General features: G+C 44.3%; 19 protein-coding genes. 2 read left to right on the top strand and 17 right to left on the bottom strand.

What is annotated here, in order from left to right:
- Positions 1-11 precede the first annotated feature (11 nt).
- The 5 genes from SporoP32a_RS00560 to mce form a co-directional block, all read right to left on the bottom strand.
- Entirely contained in the window at positions 12-1,202 is a 1,191-nt protein-coding gene (locus SporoP32a_RS00560) for a DNA polymerase IV (RefSeq protein WP_085426131.1), read from the bottom strand.
- A 107-nt stretch (positions 1,203-1,309) separates the two neighbouring features.
- Positions 1,310-1,774 carry a chemotaxis protein CheW gene (locus tag SporoP32a_RS00555; RefSeq protein WP_085426130.1) on the bottom strand — a complete coding sequence of 155 codons (465 nt, stop codon included), beginning with the start codon at positions 1,772-1,774 and terminating at the stop codon, positions 1,310-1,312.
- A 36-nt stretch (positions 1,775-1,810) separates the two neighbouring features.
- Complete coding sequence (locus SporoP32a_RS00550) at positions 1,811-2,935, bottom strand: M20/M25/M40 family metallo-hydrolase (protein WP_085426129.1); 1,125 nt, start codon at positions 2,933-2,935, stop codon at positions 1,811-1,813.
- A gap of 18 nt (positions 2,936-2,953) precedes the next feature.
- Positions 2,954-4,501, bottom strand: a complete 1,548-nt coding sequence (locus SporoP32a_RS00545; RefSeq protein ID WP_085426128.1) for an acyl-CoA carboxylase subunit beta — start codon at positions 4,499-4,501, stop codon at positions 2,954-2,956.
- Between the two features lie 3 nt (positions 4,502-4,504).
- The gene (gene mce, locus SporoP32a_RS00540; RefSeq protein WP_085426127.1) at positions 4,505-4,912 is read right to left on the bottom strand and encodes a methylmalonyl-CoA epimerase; all 408 of its coding nucleotides are present in this window, start codon (positions 4,910-4,912) and stop codon (positions 4,505-4,507) included.
- A 123-nt stretch (positions 4,913-5,035) separates the two neighbouring features.
- On the opposite strand from mce, the gene prli42 reads away from it, so the two are divergent.
- On the top strand, positions 5,036-5,131 hold the full coding sequence (gene prli42 / locus SporoP32a_RS16630; RefSeq protein WP_157129905.1) for a stressosome-associated protein Prli42: 96 nt from the start codon (positions 5,036-5,038) through the stop codon (positions 5,129-5,131).
- Positions 5,132-5,299: 168 nt separating this feature from the next.
- Here the strand turns inward: prli42 and SporoP32a_RS00535 are convergent, their stop codons facing one another.
- The 9 genes from SporoP32a_RS00535 to SporoP32a_RS00495 form a co-directional block, all read right to left on the bottom strand.
- Positions 5,300-5,740, bottom strand: a complete 441-nt coding sequence (locus tag SporoP32a_RS00535) for a BrxA/BrxB family bacilliredoxin (protein WP_085426126.1) — start codon at positions 5,738-5,740, stop codon at positions 5,300-5,302.
- A gap of 116 nt (positions 5,741-5,856) precedes the next feature.
- Positions 5,857-6,906, bottom strand: a complete 1,050-nt coding sequence (gene meaB, locus SporoP32a_RS00530; RefSeq protein WP_085428935.1) for a methylmalonyl Co-A mutase-associated GTPase MeaB — start codon at positions 6,904-6,906, stop codon at positions 5,857-5,859.
- 32 nt (positions 6,907-6,938) lie between these two features.
- Entirely contained in the window at positions 6,939-9,095 is a 2,157-nt protein-coding gene (gene scpA / locus SporoP32a_RS00525) for a methylmalonyl-CoA mutase (RefSeq protein WP_085426125.1), read from the bottom strand.
- Entirely contained in the window at positions 9,088-10,761 is a 1,674-nt protein-coding gene (locus tag SporoP32a_RS00520) for a methylmalonyl-CoA mutase family protein (protein WP_085426124.1), read from the bottom strand. The genes scpA and SporoP32a_RS00520 overlap by 8 nt, the downstream gene beginning before the upstream one ends.
- A gap of 464 nt (positions 10,762-11,225) precedes the next feature.
- The gene (locus SporoP32a_RS00515; RefSeq protein WP_085426123.1) at positions 11,226-12,548 is read right to left on the bottom strand and encodes a dihydrolipoamide acetyltransferase family protein; all 1,323 of its coding nucleotides are present in this window, start codon (positions 12,546-12,548) and stop codon (positions 11,226-11,228) included.
- 18 nt (positions 12,549-12,566) lie between these two features.
- Complete coding sequence (locus SporoP32a_RS00510) at positions 12,567-13,550, bottom strand: alpha-ketoacid dehydrogenase subunit beta (RefSeq protein ID WP_085426122.1); 984 nt, start codon at positions 13,548-13,550, stop codon at positions 12,567-12,569.
- A complete protein-coding gene (locus SporoP32a_RS00505) occupies positions 13,550-14,554 on the bottom strand; it encodes a thiamine pyrophosphate-dependent dehydrogenase E1 component subunit alpha (RefSeq protein WP_085426121.1) in 1,005 nt (334 codons plus the stop codon). The genes SporoP32a_RS00510 and SporoP32a_RS00505 overlap by 1 nt, the downstream gene beginning before the upstream one ends.
- Positions 14,555-14,567: 13 nt before the next feature.
- Complete coding sequence (lpdA, locus tag SporoP32a_RS00500; protein WP_085426120.1) at positions 14,568-15,995, bottom strand: dihydrolipoyl dehydrogenase; 1,428 nt, start codon at positions 15,993-15,995, stop codon at positions 14,568-14,570.
- Between the two features lie 102 nt (positions 15,996-16,097).
- The gene (locus SporoP32a_RS00495; RefSeq protein WP_085426119.1) at positions 16,098-17,192 is read right to left on the bottom strand and encodes a Leu/Phe/Val dehydrogenase; all 1,095 of its coding nucleotides are present in this window, start codon (positions 17,190-17,192) and stop codon (positions 16,098-16,100) included.
- 211 nt (positions 17,193-17,403) lie between these two features.
- On the opposite strand from SporoP32a_RS00495, the gene SporoP32a_RS00490 reads away from it, so the two are divergent.
- Positions 17,404-17,646, top strand: a complete 243-nt coding sequence (locus SporoP32a_RS00490) for a DUF2627 domain-containing protein (RefSeq protein WP_085426118.1) — start codon at positions 17,404-17,406, stop codon at positions 17,644-17,646.
- A gap of 19 nt (positions 17,647-17,665) precedes the next feature.
- Here SporoP32a_RS00490 and SporoP32a_RS00485 read toward each other — a convergent pair whose 3' ends face one another.
- The 3 genes from SporoP32a_RS00485 to spo0A all read right to left on the bottom strand — a co-directional run bounded on the left by SporoP32a_RS00485 (position 17,666) and on the right by spo0A (position 21,525).
- On the bottom strand, positions 17,666-18,385 hold the full coding sequence (locus tag SporoP32a_RS00485) for a glycerophosphodiester phosphodiesterase (RefSeq protein ID WP_085426117.1): 720 nt from the start codon (positions 18,383-18,385) through the stop codon (positions 17,666-17,668).
- Complete coding sequence (locus SporoP32a_RS00480) at positions 18,378-19,931, bottom strand: flagellar assembly protein A (RefSeq protein WP_158232759.1); 1,554 nt, start codon at positions 19,929-19,931, stop codon at positions 18,378-18,380. Before SporoP32a_RS00480 ends, SporoP32a_RS00485 begins: the two co-directional genes overlap by 8 nt.
- Positions 19,932-20,730: 799 nt before the next feature.
- On the bottom strand, positions 20,731-21,525 hold the full coding sequence (spo0A, locus tag SporoP32a_RS00475; protein WP_085426115.1) for a sporulation transcription factor Spo0A: 795 nt from the start codon (positions 21,523-21,525) through the stop codon (positions 20,731-20,733).
- Positions 21,526-21,752: the final 227 nt, after the last annotated feature.

Here is a 21,752-nt window from a genome sequence, read left to right as displayed (position 1 = left end):
TTCCCTCCTTCCTAATTCTTCGTAAATCCTTTTTTAATAATACCATCTCCGAAACGTTGCGTCAGGCTCGACATGAGCTGATCCATTTCATATTCCTTTTCCTGTTGTTCATAATTATCGAACGTCAGTTGTTTGACCATTTCGGAACGTTCAATGACGTTGGCCGCCGTTATGCCAAGCAATCGAATTGGCTCATCATTCCAGTGTTGCCGAAACAATTGCAGTGCCACTTTCGTAATATCTTCTTCAAGATAGACAGCTTGCTGAAGCGTTCTGCTCCTCGTCGTGTTCTGCCAATCGGCGTAGCGGATTTGGATACTGATCGTCATGCCTGCCAAAAGTTTCGTTTCCAATCGTGCGGCCACTTTTTTCGCCAAACGTTCGAATATGGGCACGCATTCTTCAAACTCAGTCAAATCAATTGGCAGTGTCGTGGAGCTGCCGATACTTTTGCGTTCTTCCGCGCTTTCTGGATCAACTGGCCGCGTATCGATACCGTTTGCACGTTGTTTCAAGCGCAGCCCATTTTTTCCGAGTAATGCTTCTAACGTGATTTTTTCAGCAGTAGCCAAATCACCCAACGTCTTGATACCCGCACTATGCAATTTCTCTTCCGTCCGCTTGCCGATTCCATGCATCTCTATAACGGGCAATGGCCAAAGTTTTTTCTGTACTTCACGTTTGCGTAAAATTGTAATTCCCATCGGCTTCTTCATGTCAGAAGCAGTCTTTGCTAAAAATTTATTCGGTGCAATGCCAATTGAGCATGGCAAATCGAGTTCTGCTAAAATACGCAACTGGATTTCCCGGGCCAAATCATATGCACGTGTCAATCCACCAATCTCCGTCGTATCGATATACGCTTCATCGATGGAAACAGGTTCCACCCATTCTGTATAACTTCGGAGGATTTCAAAAACGGAATCAGACATCTGCCGGTATAATTCATGACGTGGTGGAATAATCGTTAAATTTGGACAGAGGCGTTTAGCTTCTCCAACAGTCATCGTCGTGTAAACACCGAATGCCCTTGCCTCATATGAACATGTCACGAGAATTCCTCTGCGTTCTTTTGGGTTACCGGCGACCGCAAGTGGAATTCCTTTCAGCTTAGGATTCGCAGCCTGTTCAACAGAGGCAAAGAAGCTGTTCATATCAAGATGCATAATGACACGTGGATTAGCGATAGTCAGATCCGTCATGTAAACACCTTTCTTTCCTGGGAAATATTTATGTAATAGGAAAAAGCGGCAAACCGACTTCAGTCTGCCACTCCTCCATTTTAACAAATGTATGTTCTTTTTGCCTACTAATTTGATTGATGCTGTTCCTTCATATAGCTAGAGATTTCATCCATCCCATGAAGTGTGTCCGCCATAATATTCGGATCAATGACAGTTACGACGCGATCTTCCAAATTCGCTACAGTCACGAAGTAAGGTGTTTTTGAATAGGCTTTTAACGCGGTAGAAGTTAACCGGTCCTCTGGCAATTCCAAGATCTCTCTTGCGTCTAGCACTAATAAACCAACTTCAAGCTGATCCGTTTTCACGACAACTACATGGGATTCGATATCCCGTGGTGTCGCTTGATGATATAGGATTTGACTTAAATCGAGAATAGGCACCAGTTCACCACGCGATTTCATCAGTCCAAGTAAATACGGGGGAAGATGAGGAATCGGTGTGACGTATTCCAGTTTCTCGATGGAAATCACCGATTCTACCGGCAGTGCATATTCTTCATTGCCTGTCCGTACTATCACAGTTTGCATAGTTGCACCTTCTTTCAAGGCTCTTGGTTGAGATTATTACGCCGTGTGAATTGCATTACCGACAATTTCAAGCAATAATTCAGTCAGCTTCTCCAACTCTTTCACCGGCATGCGTTCATTTTTCGTATGAATCTCTTCATAACCGACAGACAATGTGACAGTTGGAACACCCATACCGTTGAACACATTGCCATCACTTCCGCCGCCACTTGTCATAATTTTAGGTTCACGACCGATATTGCGGATGGATTTCATCGCTACTTGCACGACTTCTTCGTCATCCCCTATCGAGAAACCAGGATACATGAGTTGTGTTTCAGTTTCCGCTTTACCACCTAACGATTCAGAAGTTGAAGCAAACTTCTCGACCATTAAGTCGATTTGTTGCTTCATTTTATCAGGATTGATCGAGCGAACTTCAGACAGGATGAAAGCTTCTTCACAAACGATATTCGTAGCTTTCCCGCCTTCAAAACGACCGATATTCGCTGTCGTCTCTTCATCGATTCTACCTAGTTTCATGCCCGCAATGGATTTAGCTGCAAGTGAAATAGCAGAAATCCCTTTTTCAGGCGCCACACCAGCGTGAGCTGTCTTACCGTAAATCGTCGTCCATAATTTCGACTGATAAGGAGCAGCCGTAACAATGCCGCCTACTTCTCCGTCGCTATCGACCGCAAAGCCGTATTTCGCCTTCAAATAGTCAGGATTCATCGCTTTCGCTCCGACTAATCCGCTCTCTTCACCAGCAGTGATAATGAACTGGATTGGGCCATGAGGCTTGTCTGACTCTTGGATGACTTTCGCCATTTCTAGAAGAGCGGCAATCCCAGCTTTATCGTCAGCACCCAAAATCGTTGTGCCGTCACTGTAGACATAGCCATCTTCTTTGACGATTGGCTGAATAGATTGTCCTGGAACGACTGTATCCATATGACATGTGAAGAAAATCGGATCCGCGTCAGTCACTGTACCCGGCAAGTTGGCAATTAAATTACCTGCACCGTGTCCTGTCTTTTCCGCTGTATCATCTTCGGTCACGTCAAAGCCTAATTCCTGCAATTTCTTCGTCAGAATGTCTGCAATATTTCGTTCGTTTTTAGTTTCAGAATCAATTTTTACTAACTCCAAAAATTCTTGAAGTAATCGTTGTGTATTCAAGATGTAAGACTCCTTTATTTATAGTGGAATGTTGCCGTGCTTTTTCTTCGGACGATCTTCGTGCTTATTGCGCATCATTTCAAGTCCTTGAAGCAATTTGATACGAGTTTCGCGTGGATCAATTACATCGTCGATCATGCCGTGTGAAGCCGCAACATATGGATTTGCAAATTTTTCACGGTATTCTTCGATTTTCGCAGCACGCGTTGCTTCCGGATCTTCACTTTTTGCGATATCACGTGCGAAAATGATGTTCGCTGCACCTTCAGCACCCATTACAGCTACTTCTGCGTTCGGCCAAGCGAAGACTAAGTCCGCACCGATTGATTTAGAATTCAGCGCAACATATGCGCCACCAAAAGCTTTACGCAAGATTAATGTGATTTTTGGTACTGTCGCTTCTGAATATGCATATAGAATCTTCGCCCCGTGACGAATGATTCCCCCGTGCTCTTGTTTTATACCCGGGAAGAAGCCTGTCACGTCTTCAAAAGTGATCAATGGAATATTGAATGAGTCACATGTACGGATGAAACGTGCGATTTTATCAGAAGAGTTAATGTCTAGTCCGCCTGCCATTACTTTTGGCTGGTTACAAACAAATCCTACTGTTTCACCTTTCATACGTGCATAGCCGACTACTGCGTTCTTTGCGAATTCAGGCTGAATTTCAAAGAATGACCCTTCATCCACTACTTGCTCCAATACTCTACGCACGTCATATGGACGGATCGTTTCATAAGGTACGACATCCGCCAAATCTTCACGATAATCATCCTGCTCTTCGAATGGCTGAATCGGCGTCTTTTCTGTATTGTTCTGTGGTAGATATGTTAATAATTCACGTGTTTTTTCCAGTACTTCTTCTTCACTTGCTCCACGAAGATGCGCGTTACCACTGATCGTGTTGTGGACTTTTGCTCCACCTAGGTCTTCAGAAGTGATTTTCTCACCTGTTACTGTTTCGATAACTTTTGGTCCCGTAATAAACATTTGGCTTGTTTTATCCGTCATAATTACGAAGTCCGTGATCGCCGGTGAATACACCGCGCCACCCGCACATGGCCCAAGAATTACAGAAATTTGTGGAATAACTCCAGAATAAATCGCATTACGATAGAATATTTCACCGTAGCCGTCAAGAGATAGAACACCTTCTTGAATACGTGCGCCACCTGAGTCGTTCAATCCAATGAATGGAGCACCGTTTTTCGCTGCCAAATCCATAACATTGGCAATTTTCATTGCGTGCATTTCTCCAAGTGCGCCACCGAATACCGTGAAGTCTTGGGAGAATAAATAAATAGGACGACCGTGAACTTTACCGTAACCCGTTACGACACCGTCGCCAGGGCCTTCTAGTTTGTCCATACCGAAATCGCGTGTGCGGTGCACAACAAATGGATTCAATTCGACAAATGTACCTTCGTCAAGTAGTAATTCAATCCGTTCACGAGCCGTCAGTTTCCCCTTTTCGTGCTGCTTCAGAATTCGATCATCACCGCCGCCTAGCTCAATTTCACGTTTCTTGTCGTACAGTTCATTAATTTTATCGTAAATATTCATCTATTATTCCCCCTTAGTCTTTTCACATAATTCATACAGAACGCCATAAGATGATTTCGGATGCAAGAATGCAACTTCTGCTCCGCCAGCACCTGGTTTGGGTTCAGTTGAAAGTAGTTGAACGCCTTTTTCTTCCAATTCCTTCATTCTTGAACGAATATCTGTCACTCCGAATGCGATATGGTGAACCCCTTCACCGCGTTTTTCTATAAACTTCGCAATCGGGCTTGTCTCTGTCATCGGTTCAAGCAACTCAATCTTGACATTATTCGAATCAATGAACGCCACTTTAACACCTTGGCTAGCCACTTCTTCGATCGCTAAAACTGTCAATCCGAGTGTATCTATGTAATATGGTAATGTTTCCTCAATACTTTTCACAGCAATCCCAATATGATCTACCTTGTTCATAAGACATTCCCCTTTTACTACGTATCTAGTATGTGTACATAGAACAGCCATTCTAGTTGTGAAAATCCTTATTTCTGTTAAAATAGAGACAAACCTATTCCAACGCGTAAGGAGTTTTGCTGCATGAGTAATAAAAAAATTCAAAAAACAATTGTGTACTTGATGATTGTCGCCATGATTGCATCTACCATGTTCATGGGTCTCAGCATGTTCTTCTAATAATTAAGGGCAGTTCGCATACTACTGTATGCGAACTGTTTTTTTGATTCTAAAGCGGAATGCGCCGTTTAGTCTCGACAGACGCTGGAGAGCCTGAAGCAAAAGGCCGAACTTGCCTTTTGAATCAGGACCGAAGCGATCCGAGAGACTGGCGCATGTAGCTAGATGTTACAGTTCTTCGCAGTGCTCTTCAAACTGTTCTTGAAGATTCACAACTACAGACATCGGATCATGTCCTTCGATTTCGAAACGTCCTACTTCACCGATCAATTTGCCGTCTTTTAGAAGAGCAAATGATGGAGAGGATGGGATGTGGTCTTCGCCGAAGTGCATGCGTGCTTGTGCAGTTGCTTCTTTGTCTTGTCCAGCAAATACCGTCACCAAGTGGTCAGGGCGCTTGTCGTAGTGTACTGCGTGTGCAGCTGCTGGGCGAGCGATTCCGCCGGCACATCCACATACCGAGTTCACCATTACTAACGTCGTACCTGGTTGCTTGAATGCTTCCTCCACGTCCTCAGGTGTTTGCAATTGCTTGTAGCCGCTAGCCTCCATTTCGGATCTCGCTTGGCTAGTCATATCGTTCATGTAAAAATCAAAGTTCATAGTCATTTTACAATATCTCCTCTCTTGGTATATATATTTGTGATAGCGCGTTCAGTTCCGCTACGGAGCTTCCCTAATCATAATTAGCTATCCTCTTTAATCATAGCATATTTACGCAAGAATCAAGAAGAAAACAATCGATCAATTGCCCCTGTCACTGTTAGATGTCCATCTAGCAATTCTTCTTCGAGTACCTTCACCTGCGATTTACGGCCTTGCTCTGAAAAGAATGAGTCAATCAAGTGATCACGAATCATCGCATGGAACCAATCACGTGTCTGGTGTTGACGTCTTGTATCCCAATGATTCTTATCTTTCATTTCTTGTTCGAACTCCAAAATGGTTTCCCATACCGCTTCCAAGCCTGTTTTTTCTATAGAAGACACCGGTTGCACTTTCGATGTCCATTCAGGAGAAGCCGGTTGGAGCATGTGCATGATCCGTGTATATTCGCGTACTGTCTTTTTGACGAGCGGTTTATTCGCGCCGTCATTCTTATGCACGACGACACCGTCTGTCAGCTCCATGATTCCTTTTTTCATTCCTTGCAGTTCATCACCCGCACCAGTCAGCACGAGCAACATGAAATAATCGACCATGCCTCGGACAATCGTTTCGCCTTGCCCGACTCCGACCGTTTCAATCAAAATCACGTCATACCCCGCCGCTTCGCAAAGCAACATCGTTTCGCGTGACTTCTTATGCACGCCGCCAAGCGTCCCAGCTGACGGAGAAGGACGGATAAACGCGTTTTTATGCCGCGCCAACTCCTCCATACGAGTCTTGTCACCTAAGATACTTCCGCCAGTCAACGTAGAACTCGGATCAATCGCGAGTACCGCCACTTTATGTCCCATATCCGCCAGCATCAAACCGAATGCCTCGATAAATGTACTTTTCCCTGCACCCGGTACACCCGTAATCCCAATTCGAATACAGTTGCCCGTTTTCGGCAGAAGGCTAGTCAACACTTCCTGACCAACCTCTTTATCACTCGGTTTCGTACTTTCGAGCAACGTAATACCGCGTGCCAAATAAAGACGGGAACCATTTTCTATTTCCTGCTTCAATACATCCAAATTTTTATGAGATGGATCTTTCTTAACAAAGCGTTTACGGGAAGAGGCAACAAATCCATCGTGAGTGGATTTAATTCCGCGCATCACATGCATTGCTGATTCATCTCGTCCGTTTTGTTTTTCTGTCAATCCGTCACTTCCTCGTAGCCGAGCTGTCGGTAAATCTCCTCAATGACCTTTTGAGCCGCCACTGGAATAACCGTACCTGGGCCAAAGATTGCCGCTGCACCATTCTTGCGCAAGAAATCATAATCCTGTGCCGGAATAACGCCACCTACAACGACTAAAATGTCTTCACGATTGATTTTCTTCAGTTCTTCACGCAATGTCGGAACCAATGTTTTATGACCTGCCGCAAGTGAACTTACACCGATCACGTGCACATCGTTTTCCGCTGCCTGAAGAGCTGTTTCTTCAGGTGTTTGGAATAAAGGTCCGATATCGACATCAAATCCTAAGTCAGCAAACGAAGACGCAATTACTTTCGCTCCGCGGTCATGTCCGTCTTGACCCATTTTCGCTACTAAAATACGTGGACGACGCCCTTCATTTTCAAGGAACTCATCGGTCATATCTTTTACTTCTTGGATTTCCTCTTCATTCGAGAAGTTCGCGCTATACACACCACTCACTGAACGGATCACCGCCTTATGTCTACCGGATACGGATTCAATTGCATCCGAGATTTCACCGATTGTTGCACGCGCTCTTGCTGCGTCTACTGCCAATGCAAGTAAGTTCCCTTCGCCGCTCTTAGCCGCTTCCGTGATGGCTGTAAGCGTTGCTTGAACTACTTTTTCATCCCGCTTGTCTTTCATATCGTTAATGCGGTCAATTTGCTTCTGGCGTACCATCGTATTATCGATATCAAGAATATCAATCGCATCTTCCGTATCGAGACGATATTTATTCACACCGACAATCGTTTCCGCTTTGGAATCAATTTTCGCTTGGCGCTTTGCCGCAGCTTCTTCAATTTTCATTTTCGGCAAGCCAGTTTCAATCGCTTCTGCCATGCCACCGAGCGACTCGATTTCTCCAATTAATTCCCATGCTTTCTCCATTAACTCTTCCGTTAACTTCTCCACATAGTACGAACCGCCCCAAGGATCGATTACTTTCGTCATCATCGTCTCTTCTTGTAAGAACAACTGTGTGTTCCGTGCAATACGAGCCGAGAAATCTGTCGGCAATGCGATTGCTTCATCCAATGCGTTCGTGTGCAATGACTGCGTGTGACCCATAGATGATGCGTTAGCTTCGACCAATGTACGTGTTACGTTGTTGAATGGATCTTGCTCCGTCAAACTCCAGCCCGACGTTTGAGAATGCGTACGTAATGCAAGTGTCTTCGGATTTTTTGGTTCAAATGACTGCATCATCTGCGCCCAAATTTTCCGTGCCGCTCTCATTTTTGCTATTTCCATATAATAGTTCATACCGATTGCCCAGAAGAATGACAAACGTGGTGCGAATGAATCGATATCTATTCCCGCCTTTAAGCCAGTACGAACATATTCCAAGCCGTCTGCAAGTGTATACGCCAGCTCGATATCCGCTGTCGCTCCCGCTTCTTGCATATGGTAACCCGAGATCGAAATCGAGTTAAATTTCGGCATGTTTTCAGATGTATACGAGAAAATATCCGCAATGATCCGCATCGACATAGCCGGTGGGAAGATGTACGTATTACGTACCATATACTCTTTTAGAATATCATTTTGGATAGTACCCGAAAGCTTTTCAGGCGCCACTCCCGACTCTTCAGCTGCCACAATATAGAACGCCATGATCGGCAAAACCGCACCGTTCATCGTCATTGATACCGACATTTGATCAAGTGGAATACCTGCGAATAAAATCTTCATATCTTCAATAGAATCAATGGCAACTCCCGCTTTACCTACGTCACCCGTTACACGAGGATGATCGGAGTCATACCCCCGGTGAGTCGCAAGGTCAAACGCAACAGAAAGTCCCTTTTGCCCCATCGCCAAGTTCCGACGGTAAAACGCGTTACTTTCTTCCGCTGTAGAGAAACCAGCATACTGACGAACCGTCCAAGGACGTGCCACGTACATCGTCGGATACGGTCCGCGTGTGTTCGGTGCAATACCTGGGAAGTCTTTCAAATGCTCAGTGTTTTCAATGTCCTTTGCTGTATAGACAGGCGCTACATTGATTCCTTCATTCGTTAAAAAATTCTCTTTTGACGAAGTTTGCTGTGAGAGTTCATTGAGTGATTGCTCTATATTAACTTTACGGAAATCAGGTTTACTCAACGGAACGGCCTCCTTTTGTTTGCATAATAATAGAATTCAATTTTTCGATCTTGTCTTGTCCTGCAAAAATGAAACCATTCAGTCCATTTGCAAGCCACTGATCTGCTGTTTCTGCTGGATATTTCCCTGCTGTATCAATTGGACAATTCCCTTTATACGAAGCGAGGAAGTTCGTTACCGCTTCTTCTGTGTCCGCAGCGGACGCACAAATTACCGCATAATCCGGCTGTTGTTCTTCGATCCAACTGAGCGCTTGTTCGTTCGTCTCGAAAGAAGGGCTCCACGTCGCTTCGATCCCGCCAACTGCCAAAAATCCGCTGACGAAATCTGCGCGTGGTTTATAATCTTTCAACGCGCCAAAGTTTAGTAAGACCGTTTTCGGTAATTCTTCTTTCTGTTTAGAACGTATATTTTCAAATGGCACTGCCAATCGTTTGGAAACTGTTACGGTAGATTCGTTTGCATAATTTACATCCGTCAATTCTGCATAGACATTCGTACCGATCAACGTCTTCTTACCTGTCGCCATTTCTTTCTGACGCTGCGCGTAAAGCTTGCTTAATTCACCAGACTGCAAGAACGCTTGATAACCGCCATTCTCTTCAATCTCTAAGAACTTCGCCCATGATTTACGAATTAATTCTGTCGTCAACGACTCGATATAGTATGAACCGCCTGCAGGATCAAGAACTTGATCGATATGTGTCTCTTCCTTCAGAATCAACTGAATATTGCGTGCGTAACGATTCGAACTTGGAGACGTACCTGTCAATACGTCGTGTGGCAATACCGTCAACCAATCTGCGCCGCCTAAAATAGCCGCGAATGCAGAGTTGCCGCCACGTAATAAGTTTACATATGGATCGAGCTTCGAGTAGGAGCGCAGTGAAGTAATACCAAGTAAAGGTACTTGTTTGGCATTTTCCACTCCATAGGCTTCATTAAATAACTTCCACAACACCCGGAATGCACGGAACTTTGCGATTTCCATGAAAAAATGTGTATCCGAAGCAAATCGTGCATAGAAGTCGTTTGTAAATTCTTCAAATGAAGAAGCTTCATCCGCTAGTTCAGCTGCGAGTGATAGTGATAACGCAAGTTCAGTGACCGCGTCTGCACCTTCGTGATGCGCTGTCCATAAATCGGCACCTTTCGTACGAACTCCTGGGAATCCTTCAGGTAGTACCGGGACTGCACTCATGCATATTCCAGTAACGTCTTGACGCTTCGATTCTTCTATATATGTGAAGGCTTGCAAGATTGGATCATCGCTTTGCACTTCGGTGAATAAAATCGGATATTGCGTGATCAACTGTGCTACTTGTTTGATGTCCTGCTCTGTCCAGACTAAAGATTTCAGTCCGTTGTAAGCAATGGCTTCATTGCCGCGTGCCAATGATTCCTTCATCTGTTGCACAAACTGTTCCCCATTTGTTGCACTTACAGGTTGTGCGATAGTCCAGCCAAATGCAGGCTTGGTTACGCGTGAGACCTCTAATTGATCGAGGTCCTCTTTTGTGTAAAGCGGATTGAGTTCAATGCCCTCGATTGTTTTAGTGTATAACGATTCAAAAGGCTTCCCTTTGAGTGATAGAACAGCCGCTTCTTTCCATTCGGAAAAGTTTGGGGCTGTGAATGTAAATGTTTTCATATTATGTATAGGCATAATGGTGCTCCTTCCCCTTTTTTAAACCATCAATAGTTCTAGTGTACCGTAGTGTCGGTTATGAAGGAAGAGGAAAATCAGAAGTTTCCGTCTAATTTTTCATAACCATACAAATTTATGACATTTTATGCATGGGATAGCTGGCAGAGTTTTGGGGTAGGGATTGGTGCTTCGGAGGGGACGCTTACCTAGAGGACTCGCGCTCCAATCCTTGTCAATGTAAGTGGATGATGTTTTCGTTATGCATTAAAATAAGTGTTGTAATGAAATTTTAACTTCTGTACTTGAACTTAAATAAGTCAAGACTAACATTAGTTCGCACACTAGCTACAGTAAGTGATATAAGTGCCTCCACTATCCCTTCATACACACAAACTCACTCCCCCCCTGTTTTTTTTCAAAACTAATCTTTAATTACTAGACAAAAAAACAACCCCCAAACCAAGTTTGGAGGTCGCTACTTATTAATATACTGAAGTCTTATCTTTCGCCATGCCTTCCAACAACTCTTTCACACGCGCTAGGAAACGTCCGCAAACGAGGCCGTCTAGCACACGGTGATCAAGTGACAGACACAGATTCACCATATCACGCGCAGCCATCATGCCATTGTCCATTATAACCGGACGCTTGACGATCGACTCCACCTGCAAAATAGCAGCTTGCGGATAATTGATAATCCCCATCGACTGGACAGAACCGAATGAGCCCGTATTGTTGACAGTGAACGTGCCACCTTGCATTTCCGTCGATTTCAGCTTACCATTACGTACTTTTCCTGCCAGCTCGTGAATTTCACGACCGATTCCTTTGATCGTCTTTTCATCGGTTTCTTTGATGACTGGAACGAATAACGCATCGTCCGTTGCCACCGCAATCGAGATGTTGATATCCTTTTTCATGACGATCGAATCGCCCGCCCACATCGAGTTCATTTCCGGATATTCTTTCAAAGCTTGTGAAATAGCTTTGATGAAAAATGCGAAGTACGTCAAATTGAAGCCTTCTTTTTCTTTGAATTCCTTCTTTATACTATCACGCAATAAGACGAGTTCTGTGACATCCACTTCTATCATCATCCATGCATGTGGCGCTTCGGTTACGGAACGAACCATATTATTCGCAATCGCGCGGCGTACACTCGTTACCGGAATAGCGATATCTCCGTTTTCAAGCTTAACGTTCGACGAAGCTGGTTGTTCAGTTACCTTTTTATCGGACGATGCAACTTCTTGTAGCGGCTCTTCTTGAGCAGGAGCCTCTTGTGGCGCTACTTGTAAGTCTGCCCCGCCGTTTTCAATAAACGCCAGAATATCTTTTCGCGTAATGCGTCCTTCACGACCCGTACCACTTACTTGAGACAAATTAATACCGTTTTCCTGAGACAACTTTAATACAGCTGGAGAATATCTACCCGCTGCTTTACCGCCAGTCGCAGGTTGTGCAGGCTTCGCTTTTGGCGCTTGCTGTACGGGCTTCTCAGCCGGTTTTTCAACTGGAGCTTCTACTTCAGGTGCCGAGACACGCACTGGCTCGTTTGAAGCACCTTCAATTTCAATTAAACAAACCGTTTCACCCACTTCAATCGTGTCGCCTTCTTTTGCGATGATTTCCGTGATGGTGCCTGTGAATGAAGAAGGTACTTCCGCTGTAACTTTATCAGTCGTTACTTCTGCAAGTGAATCATATTTAGCTACCTTATCACCGGGAGCGACGAGCCATTTTTCAATGGTTCCTTCTGTAACACTTTCACCCAGTTTCGGCATAGTAATTTTTTCAATGCCCATTTCGTTACGCCTCCTTAGTTAAAATTCCGCTAAATCCCTTGCTGCCTTTTCGACCTTTTCAGGATTCATCATAAAGAACTTTTCCATAGAAGGGGCATATGGCATCGCAGGTACATCAGGTCCTGCTAGTCGTTTGATTGGCGCATCCAATTCAAATAAACAATTTTCTGCAATGATAGCGGAAACTTCACTCATGATGCTGCCTTCTAGGTTGTCTTCTGTCACTAATAGCACTTTACCAGTTTTTGAAGCCGCTTCGATAATACTTTCTTTATCTAATGGATACACCGTACGCAAGTCGAGAATGTGAACAGAGATCCCGTCTTCAGCCAATCGTTCTGCAGCTTGTAGTGCAAAATGAACGCACAGACCATACGTAATAATCGTGAGATCATCACCTTCACGCTTCACATCCGCTTTACCGATCTCCAATACATAATCATCGTCCGGTACTTCCCCTTTAATCAGGCGATACGCTCGCTTATGTTCAAAGAACAATACGGGATCTTCATCGCGTACTGCTGCTTTTAGCAAGCCTTTTGCGTCGTAAGGTGTGGATGGGATGACAATTTTCAAGCCAGGTGTCGAAGCAAACATCGATTCGACAGACTGCGAGTGATAAAGAGCGCCGTGAACACCTCCACCGAATGGAGCACGAATCACGATTGGACACGTGAAATCATTATTCGAACGATAACGAATCTTCGCGGCTTCTGAGACGATTTGATTGACCGCCGGCATGATGAAATCAGCAAACTGCATTTCTGCGATTGGACGCATACCGTACATCGCAGCCCCAATCGCCACACCTGCAATTGCAGACTCAGCTAATGGCGTATCTAGCGAACGGTATTCGCCGAACTGATCGTATAGACCAGTTGTTGCCTTGAACACGCCGCCTTTACGTCCGACGTCTTCACCAAGAACGAATACTTGATCATCGCGTTCCATTTCTTCTCTCATTGCCATGTTGATCGCATCTATAAATGAACGATTGGCCATTATGCTTCGCCTCCCTTTTCTTCATAGACATGGCGCAGTGCATGTTCAGGCTTCGCATATTCCGCCTGTTCCGCATACTCTGTCGCTTCATCGACCTGTTGTTTCACACGTTCTTCAATCTCCTCAAACTTCTCTTCCGTCAAAACATTTACTTCTTGCAAATATTGAATGAATGACAATAACGGATCGTTTTTCTTTTCATCTTCCAACTCTTCTGCATCACGGTATTGACGTTGATCATCATCAGAAGAGTGCGCCGTCAATCGATAACATACCGCTTCAACCAACGTTGGCCCGTCACCGTTTCTAGCCCGATCCGCAGCCTCTTTCACCACTTCATACACTGTCAACGGATCGCGTCCGTCTACTGTATAGCCCGGCATACCGTAACCAATCGCACGGTCAGAGACATTTTCACACGCTATTTGTTTTTCTATAGGTACAGAGATTGCATATTTATTATTTTCCACCATAATTACAGTCGGTAATTTATGCACACCCGCAAAGTTCATGCCTTCATGGAAATCTCCTTGATTGGAAGAACCTTCTCCAAGCGTCACGAACGTGATGAAATCTTGTTTATTCATTTTCGCGGCTAATGCTACGCCGACAGCATGTGGTAATTGTGTTGTAACAGGTGAAGATCCTGTCAAGATACGATTCTTGCGTTGGCCAAAGTGACCTGGCATCTGCCGTCCGCCGGAGTTCGGATCTTCTGCTTTGGCAAAAGCCGATAACATCAATTCTTTCGGCGTCATGCCGAAATGCAAGACAACTCCCATATCGCGGTAATACGGTGCGATCCAATCTTTTTCGTTATTGAGAGCGAATGAAGCCCCTACTTGCGCAGCTTCCTGTCCTTGACAAGAAATGACGAATGGAATTTTCCCCGCGCGATTCAGTAACCACATTCTCTCATCTAAACGACGTGCCATCAGCATCGTCTCGTACATCTGTAACACATCTTCATCTGTCAAACCCAATTCAATATGCCGATTACTCATTCCACTTCCTCCTTTACATGTGAATGGCTAGCCCTTCAACTGCTAATGCCGCTTCACTGAACGCTTCTGATAATGTCGGGTGCGGATGGACAGCCGAGGATATTTCCCAAGGAATTGCATTCATCACCATCGCCAAGCCCGCTTCAGAAATTAGATCCGTTACATGCGAACCCATCATATGGACACCGATAATATCATCTGTCTGCTCGTCCACAATAATTTTGACGAAACCATCTGCATGACCGTTAACCAATGCTTTGCCGTTTGCTTTGAACGGGAACTTGCCGATTTTTACATCGAACCCTTGATCTTTCGCTTGTTGCTCCGTCAAGCCAACTGCCGCCGTTTCAGGATACGAATAAACACAGCGTGGTACCAGATCATAATTCATCGGATCTAGTCGTTTTCCAGCAATATGTTCGATTGCGTGCAATCCTTCGTGTTCTGCCACATGTGCCAGTTGAAGTCCACCAATCACGTCACCGATTGCATATATATGGTCATCTTTTGTTTGATAATGTGTATTCGTTTGAATCGAGCCCTTATCGACTTGAATATCTGTGTTTTGCAAACCAATATCTTGGATAACTGGAGCGCGTCCAACAGACACCATCATTTTCTCACTCGTGATAGATTGCTCTTCATCACCAAGTTTATAGGAAATCGTCACGTCACTATCATTTTTCTGCAATGAATCTGTTAAAATCTCTGCACCTAAAATGAATTTCACACCACGCTTTTTGAGCGCTTTATGCATAGCAACCGCAACTTCTTTATCCTCTGTCGCTAGTATCTCGTCAAGACGATCGAGCACTGTTACATCCACACCGAAATCCACTAGCATAGACGCCCATTCGATACCGATAACTCCTCCACCGATGATCGTAATTGAAGATGGAAGCGCATTCATTAATAAAGCTCCGTCGGATGTCATTACGGATTTCTCGTCCACTTCGAGTCCTGGTAATGATCTTGGTTTCGATCCAGTTGCAATTATGAGATTTTTAAGAATTAGAATCTCATTCTCTTCACCATTGTCCATTTCCACGGAAATAGTTCCGGGCATTGGAGAGAAAATAGAAGCCCCTAGTATTCTACCCGTTCCGTGATAGACATCGATCTTTCCTTTTTTCATTAAGCCTTCAATTCCTGCATGCAATTGATCAACAATTTTACCTTTACGTTTTTGTACTTGTGAGAAGTCCAGTGAAACGTCACCAGTATTCACGCCAAATTCATTCGCCTCTTCACGTGTCACACGATAGACTTCCGCACTTTTCAGCATCGCTTTACTCGGAATACACCCGCTGTGCAAACACGTACCGCCGAGCTTGGATTTTTCTACAATGGCTGTTGTCAAACCTAGTTGAGCCGCGCGAATGGCCGCAACATATCCGCCAGTTCCCCCGCCTAAAATTACTACATCATATTCTTTACTCAACGCAAAGGACTCCTTTCGCTTACAGCATTCACATAAAAATGAACAGGCGAGTGAAGCGGTGGGCAGGTATCTCCCGCCTACCGCTATGACTCTTCCTGTAACTTACTTATTTGATATAATACTTTTTTCACTGCGCAAGAATGTGCTTCTAGTTGCACCAACTCTTGCAATTCGCTCTTCTGCCAAACGATCAGCAGCCTGATAGGATGGAATACCGTCGCGTTTAGAGATAGCAAAAATCTTTAGGATTGTGTCGTAAATTCCTTCTACACGCTTTAGTGCACGCGCTTTGTTGTAGCCGATCAATTCGTCAGCTACGTTGATCACGCCACCTGAGTTGATTACGTAATCTGGAGCATAGACGATACCCATTTCATGCAAGCGATCACCGTGCTCTGGCTCTTTCAATTGGTTATTGGCAGAACCTGCAACTACTTTCACTTTCAGTTGTGGAATCGTTTCGTCATTGATGACCGCACCGAGAGCACATGGAGCAAAAATATCAGCTTCTTGTGAATAAATATCGTCCGGCGCAACAGCTGTTGCATCAAATGCTTCTACCGCACGCTGTATTGCTGCTTCATTGATATCCGTAACGATTAACTTTGCACCTTCAGCATGCAAGTACTCACACATTGTGTAGGCTACGTTTCCAACGCCTTGAACTGCGATCGTCTTGCCTTCAAGTGAATCATCGCCAAATGCTTCTTTCGCAGCGGCTTTCATTCCTTTGTAGATACCGAGTGCAGTAACGGGGGATGGATTTCCTGAAGTACCTTCTCCTGAAGAGATACCTGTAACAAAATTTGTTTCCAAGTGGATCATGTCCATATCGTATTCAGTTGTCCCTACGTCTTCTGCTGTAATATATCGTCCGTTTAGACCTTCTATGTAACGACCCAATGCACGGAAAAGCTCATCGTTTTTATCTGTTTTAGGATCTCCAATAATAACTGTCTTTCCGCCACCAAGGTTCAAACCAGCCGCAGCGTTCTTGTACGTCATGCCTTTAGCTAAACGCAATGCATCTTCAATAGCTGCTTCTTCGCTTGCATACGTCCACATGCGTGCGCCACCAAGTGCTGGTCCAAGCGTCGTATCGTGAATCGCGATTACTGCTTTCAATCCGGATGTCTTGTCGTAACAAAGTACCAGTTGCTCATAGTCGTGATCTTCCATGTACGTAAATAATTCCATCAATATCCCTCCAGGCTAGTAAAAGACTTTAAAGATTCGTGCGTATGGTACTGATTCTAAATTTCTTGTGGCGAGAATGCAACTCTGACACATTTTGGACATCATTCTCACGGGGTGTTTATAAACCATCTACCTATATCGTACATGATGGCAGAGTCCTTGACAATCTATGACCACACGGTAAAATTAAATAAGTAAGGGGTTGAATCATATGGTGCGTCTTGCTGCGTTTATTGTGCTGTTAATTCCAGGGATTGCAGCGGCTCTGGGAATAAAACTAATGCGTGATTCCTTGTTCGGCCATTTATTTTCGCCATTCCCATTCATTTGGATGCAATTTTTAGGCGGATTCATACTATTTGCCGCGGGTCTTGGATTTTTTGCAGGCTTCTTATTGCGCCGCGATCGTAGAAGTGGACGAGCAGCTGACAGATTTAAAAAGGACTTGAAATAAAAGGACCAAGGTACAGCAGTTACCTTGGCCCTTTTATTTTTTTGCGGACACGTTTAGGATAATCTGTAATCCAACCCGTTACTTCAGGTGTCTCGGATAAAAACGATTCCGTCCCCGTTATTCCATACATCCGCAACGTCTTTCCACTTTCAATCAAATGACTTTTATACGGGTCTTTCCATAATCTCTTATGAAAATGAAATGCATCCACATCATACGAAGCAAGATTCTGCCAGTCGACCGATTTTTTTCGAAGTAATAAAGCAGTCTCCACGTTACGATCCAGGTCTTTTACTAAACGCATTGTTTCATAATCGAAGGATGAAAGATGTACGGCTGATAACGGTTCTACGTAATGAAGTATTTGTTCTAGTACAGCAGCTTGCCCGTACACCGTTTCCTTTAATTCGACATTTAGTGCTAAGTTATGCTCCGCACAGAAAGAAACCACATCAAATAATGCAGGGATGGAATGGCCAAACATTCGGCGATATCCGCTTTTGCCAATTTTGATGTGTTGCAGTTCCTGCGATGTCAATTGATCAATGCGCTGGTCAATCCCAGCAAGACGCACTAATTCATTATCGTGAATAACGACCAGCTGTCCGTCCTTCGTCTGTTGAACATCCAATTCAATTCCATCCGCACCTTTTTGTACGGCTCCCCAAAATGCACGCATCGTATTTTCAAAGTAATGTCCAGAAGCACCGCGGTGGGCAAATATTTGACTGTCAGACATTCAATACTCCTTCGCTCGTTAATTCGAAAACGCCTTTCGTTATACGATTCAACATACTAACTTTTCCACCTATTACTATCTGCACGCCCGGATGTGCCTCGCGTGTGATTTCTATTTTAGGTGTGCTAGCTACTTGCACGAGCTGCAACTTATTTTTAACTGTTTGATCGAGCGACATAATTTGTTGTTGCTTTGCTTGCAAGGTCTTTTCTAGCATGTCAAACTGGCCTTCCGGAAGACTTGCTTTGATACTTGACATTTTATCAAGCGTCAGCCGGATTTTCTTCAGTTCTTCGTGCTCCGTTTTTAGCTTTTCTGCCAATTGTTGAATTTCTTCGAGCTCCAGTTCTTTATTAACCCCTTTGACAATCAGTTTCGTCAAACGCTCAGAGTTATTTCCGACCGTTGCACATTCGATAGAAAATAGTGCCTCCGCAAGACCACCGATGATGCGGCCTTTATGTTTATCGACACAAATATGGTTCCCGTATAGTTCAGAGCCAAGTGAATAGAGACCGACATTGACTTGCTCTCCATAGATTTTACAATTATTCGCATGTTTCACGAATACGTTTTTCTTTGCCTTGATAATCGTTTCTCCTCCACCGAACACGCCGCCTTTAATATAGACATCGCCCTCTTCAGAATAGATTTCCTTGGCGTTTGTCACGCCTTCTTTTCCTTCGATGGAAATATCCCCTGTCGCATTGACAGAAAAGCCAGCTGAGACCGTTCCCATTACACGCACAGATCCGTCAAATGTAATTGAACCCGTTTTGGTACCTACATCATCCGGAATGATTAGTTGCTTACCGACACTGATTGCACCGTTCAGTTCTTCCAAGGCACCGCCATGTAAAGCACGCAAGACGATCTTTCCGTCTTCTTCAAACTCTCCGACCGATTTACGGTCATAGACCAATTTAATGTCCTCGCCTTTTTTAGCCGCTATCGGTTCACCAAAAACGTTATGACCTTCAAATCCTTCTTTAGCAGGCGTCTTTTCCCCTAACCATTCATCTTTCGCAATCGATGTCACGAAGTTCAGTTCATAGTGATCGACAGAACCGTCCTCACGAAGATTCGGTTTACGGTCCGGCATCGCGATATACTCGACTTGTGCGCTCTCCCCTTTAACGGGTTCTTTGCCTACTGCAATAACCATCGGATTACTTGGTAGATACGCCAAGCCAAGCAGACTCTCTTTGTCATAGTTTACTTCTTTTTGGTCAAGCAATTCTTCAGCTTGTTTCAAAAATTGTTCCTTATCTTTAAGAAACTCTTCGTTTGTTGCATGAATATACAGTTCCACCTTCATTTTACTTGGTGATATATATACTTCACAAGGAGCGGAATACGTGCCGATCTCATGCACGCCCACCGTTTGAAGAGCTTTCATCAGCTCCTTGAATGAGTTCAGTTTCAGCCTAGGAATATCGGCAGCCAGCGCGTCAAATGACTTTAGTGGATATCCCGCTTTTTTGGTATTCATCATGATAGTATTGTTCACTTCTAGAAGATCAAAGTAATCATTCTCTACTAACAACGAAATCCCTCCCTCTTTATTTACTAGTATAGAAGATACCAGCGCGCTAGAGATAGCACTTTTTGCGTTTAACCCATGTAAATAAGCCATTCCTCACAGCATTCGCTCTTTTTCATTGTGCTATATAAAAATACTGACTTTATTCCTAGATTCGCTTATTGCATAGTTTAGGTCAAGATCAAATACTTAAAAGAGGTGAGTTACTTAGTAAGTACGATGGGATGGAAGCTCCAGCTGGCGGACGCTTTCCCATAGGCTCTCGGTGAGCCAAACAGGTCGCAAGCTCCCTTTTGGTTGTCTCTCCTTTCGAGCTGATCCTGCGGGAAGAGCCGTAACGAAGGACGGCTTTTGCGAGTACAAGCGAAGCGTTAGGAGCACATCCTTGCACTTCGCCGCCAGCTTCCGCTTCCATCCTACATTGATAGTGGTAGTACTTATATAACTCACTGTAGGTAGTATGTGAATTATTGTTCTGTTTTAACTTCTTTAGATCCAAGTCCTACAGTTCAAAATCGATTACAACACTTATTTTAATGCGCAACAAAAAGTATCTTCTACTTACAATGCAAGGGATTGTAGCGTAGGAGGGGCGACTCCGAGAGGATCAGCGGGACAGGTGAAACACCCGCCGGAGCGCAGCGCAGGGGTGTGGTTCACCGCCCGCCCTCCGGAACGCGTCCCCTCCGAAGCGCAAATCCCCTACCCCAACACATTACACTCCTCAACCTCAACAAATGAAAACCAACTAACACACCCGATTAGTTGGTTTACGTCATTCCTTATTTATTTTTTCACTACGTTAGCTCACCATATGCTCCAAACGGATCTTATCCGCAATCATTGCAATGAACTCGCTATTCGTCGGCTTGCTCTTCAAATGATGCACCGTATAACCGAACGTCTTCGAAATCAAGTCATAATTTCCACGGTTCCACGCCACTTCAATCGCATGGCGAATCGCCCGTTCGACGCGAGACGGTGTCGTATTGTACTTCTTCGCGATATCCGGATACAGAATCTTCGTGACGGAACCAAGCAATTCCACATCACTATACACCATCTGTATGCCTTCGCGTAAAAACGCGTAACCTTTAATATGGGCGGGCACGCCGATTTCTTTGATCATCGACGTAATCGCAGTATCGAGTACCTTTTGCGTCACGACACCTGTTTGCTGTGGAGATTCCTGCACGACAAACGTAGGCATAGTATTCTTCGGCTTCCCGGCTGCCTTGAAGATTTGCCCGATCAGTCGGTCGAATTCGAAAGGCTTTAACATGAAATACGAAGCACCAAGAGTTGCGGCTTGTGACATGACATTTTCCTGTCCAAAAGCCGTCAACATCATGATTTGCATATCCCCCATTTTATTCGTCTCATTCAACGTCTCCAGCACCCCAATGCCGTCAAGATGTGGCATGATAATATCCAACAATAAAATGTCAGGACGCTCTTCTTCTAACATTGTCAAGCACACTTGCCCATTATTCGCTGTCCAAATTACCTCTATTTCGTCGTGCTTTTCAAAATAAGACATCATCGTTTTCACAAGTTCTTTATTATCGTCAGCAATTGCCACTTTCACTTTTTCCATTACCCATTCCCCCTGATTTAAGATCGGCGATACATTTCGTTTTCCCGCTGTTTTTCTCTTATTATCGTAAGTCATATTTTTGGTAATTACTACTTTATCTTAAAAATTTGGATGAAATGTTACTTATGAACGATGCTTTCTACCTATTTCGACTTTCTTCGCTTTTCTTCGTATCGAACACATATACGAAAAAACAGCCTGTGCATTTTTACGCACAGGCTGCTTTT

Source organism: Sporosarcina ureae (assembly GCF_002109325.1).
Lineage (GTDB): Bacteria > Bacillota > Bacilli > Bacillales_A > Planococcaceae > Sporosarcina > Sporosarcina ureae_C.
Note: the sequence above shows the minus strand (reverse complement) of the source record. Positions and strands in the feature narration are given on the sequence as shown.

Coding starts and splice junctions, on each gene's coding strand:
- SporoP32a_RS00560 (WP_085426131.1), bottom strand. CDS start 1,202: ATGACGGATCTGACTATCGCTAATCCACGTGTCATTATGCATCTTGAT.
- SporoP32a_RS00555 (WP_085426130.1), bottom strand. CDS start 1,774: ATGCAAACTGTGATAGTACGGACAGGCAATGAAGAATATGCACTGCCG.
- SporoP32a_RS00545 (WP_085426128.1), bottom strand. CDS start 4,501: ATGAATATTTACGATAAAATTAATGAACTGTACGACAAGAAACGTGAA.
- mce (WP_085426127.1), bottom strand. CDS start 4,912: ATGAACAAGGTAGATCATATTGGGATTGCTGTGAAAAGTATTGAGGAA.
- prli42 (WP_157129905.1), top strand. CDS start 5,036: ATGAGTAATAAAAAAATTCAAAAAACAATTGTGTACTTGATGATTGTC.
- SporoP32a_RS00535 (WP_085426126.1), bottom strand. CDS start 5,740: ATGACTATGAACTTTGATTTTTACATGAACGATATGACTAGCCAAGCG.
- meaB (WP_085428935.1), bottom strand. CDS start 6,906: ATGCATGTGATGCGCGGAATTAAATCCACTCACGATGGATTTGTTGCC.
- SporoP32a_RS00520 (WP_085426124.1), bottom strand. CDS start 10,761: ATGCCTATACATAATATGAAAACATTTACATTCACAGCCCCAAACTTT.
- SporoP32a_RS00515 (WP_085426123.1), bottom strand. CDS start 12,548: ATGGGCATTGAAAAAATTACTATGCCGAAACTGGGTGAAAGTGTTACA.
- SporoP32a_RS00510 (WP_085426122.1), bottom strand. CDS start 13,550: ATGGCCAATCGTTCATTTATAGATGCGATCAACATGGCAATGAGAGAA.
- SporoP32a_RS00505 (WP_085426121.1), bottom strand. CDS start 14,554: ATGAGTAATCGGCATATTGAATTGGGTTTGACAGATGAAGATGTGTTA.
- SporoP32a_RS00495 (WP_085426119.1), bottom strand. CDS start 17,192: ATGGAATTATTTACGTACATGGAAGATCACGACTATGAGCAACTGGTA.
- SporoP32a_RS00490 (WP_085426118.1), top strand. CDS start 17,404: ATGGTGCGTCTTGCTGCGTTTATTGTGCTGTTAATTCCAGGGATTGCA.
- SporoP32a_RS00485 (WP_085426117.1), bottom strand. CDS start 18,385: ATGTCTGACAGTCAAATATTTGCCCACCGCGGTGCTTCTGGACATTAC.
- spo0A (WP_085426115.1), bottom strand. CDS start 21,525: ATGGAAAAAGTGAAAGTGGCAATTGCTGACGATAATAAAGAACTTGTG.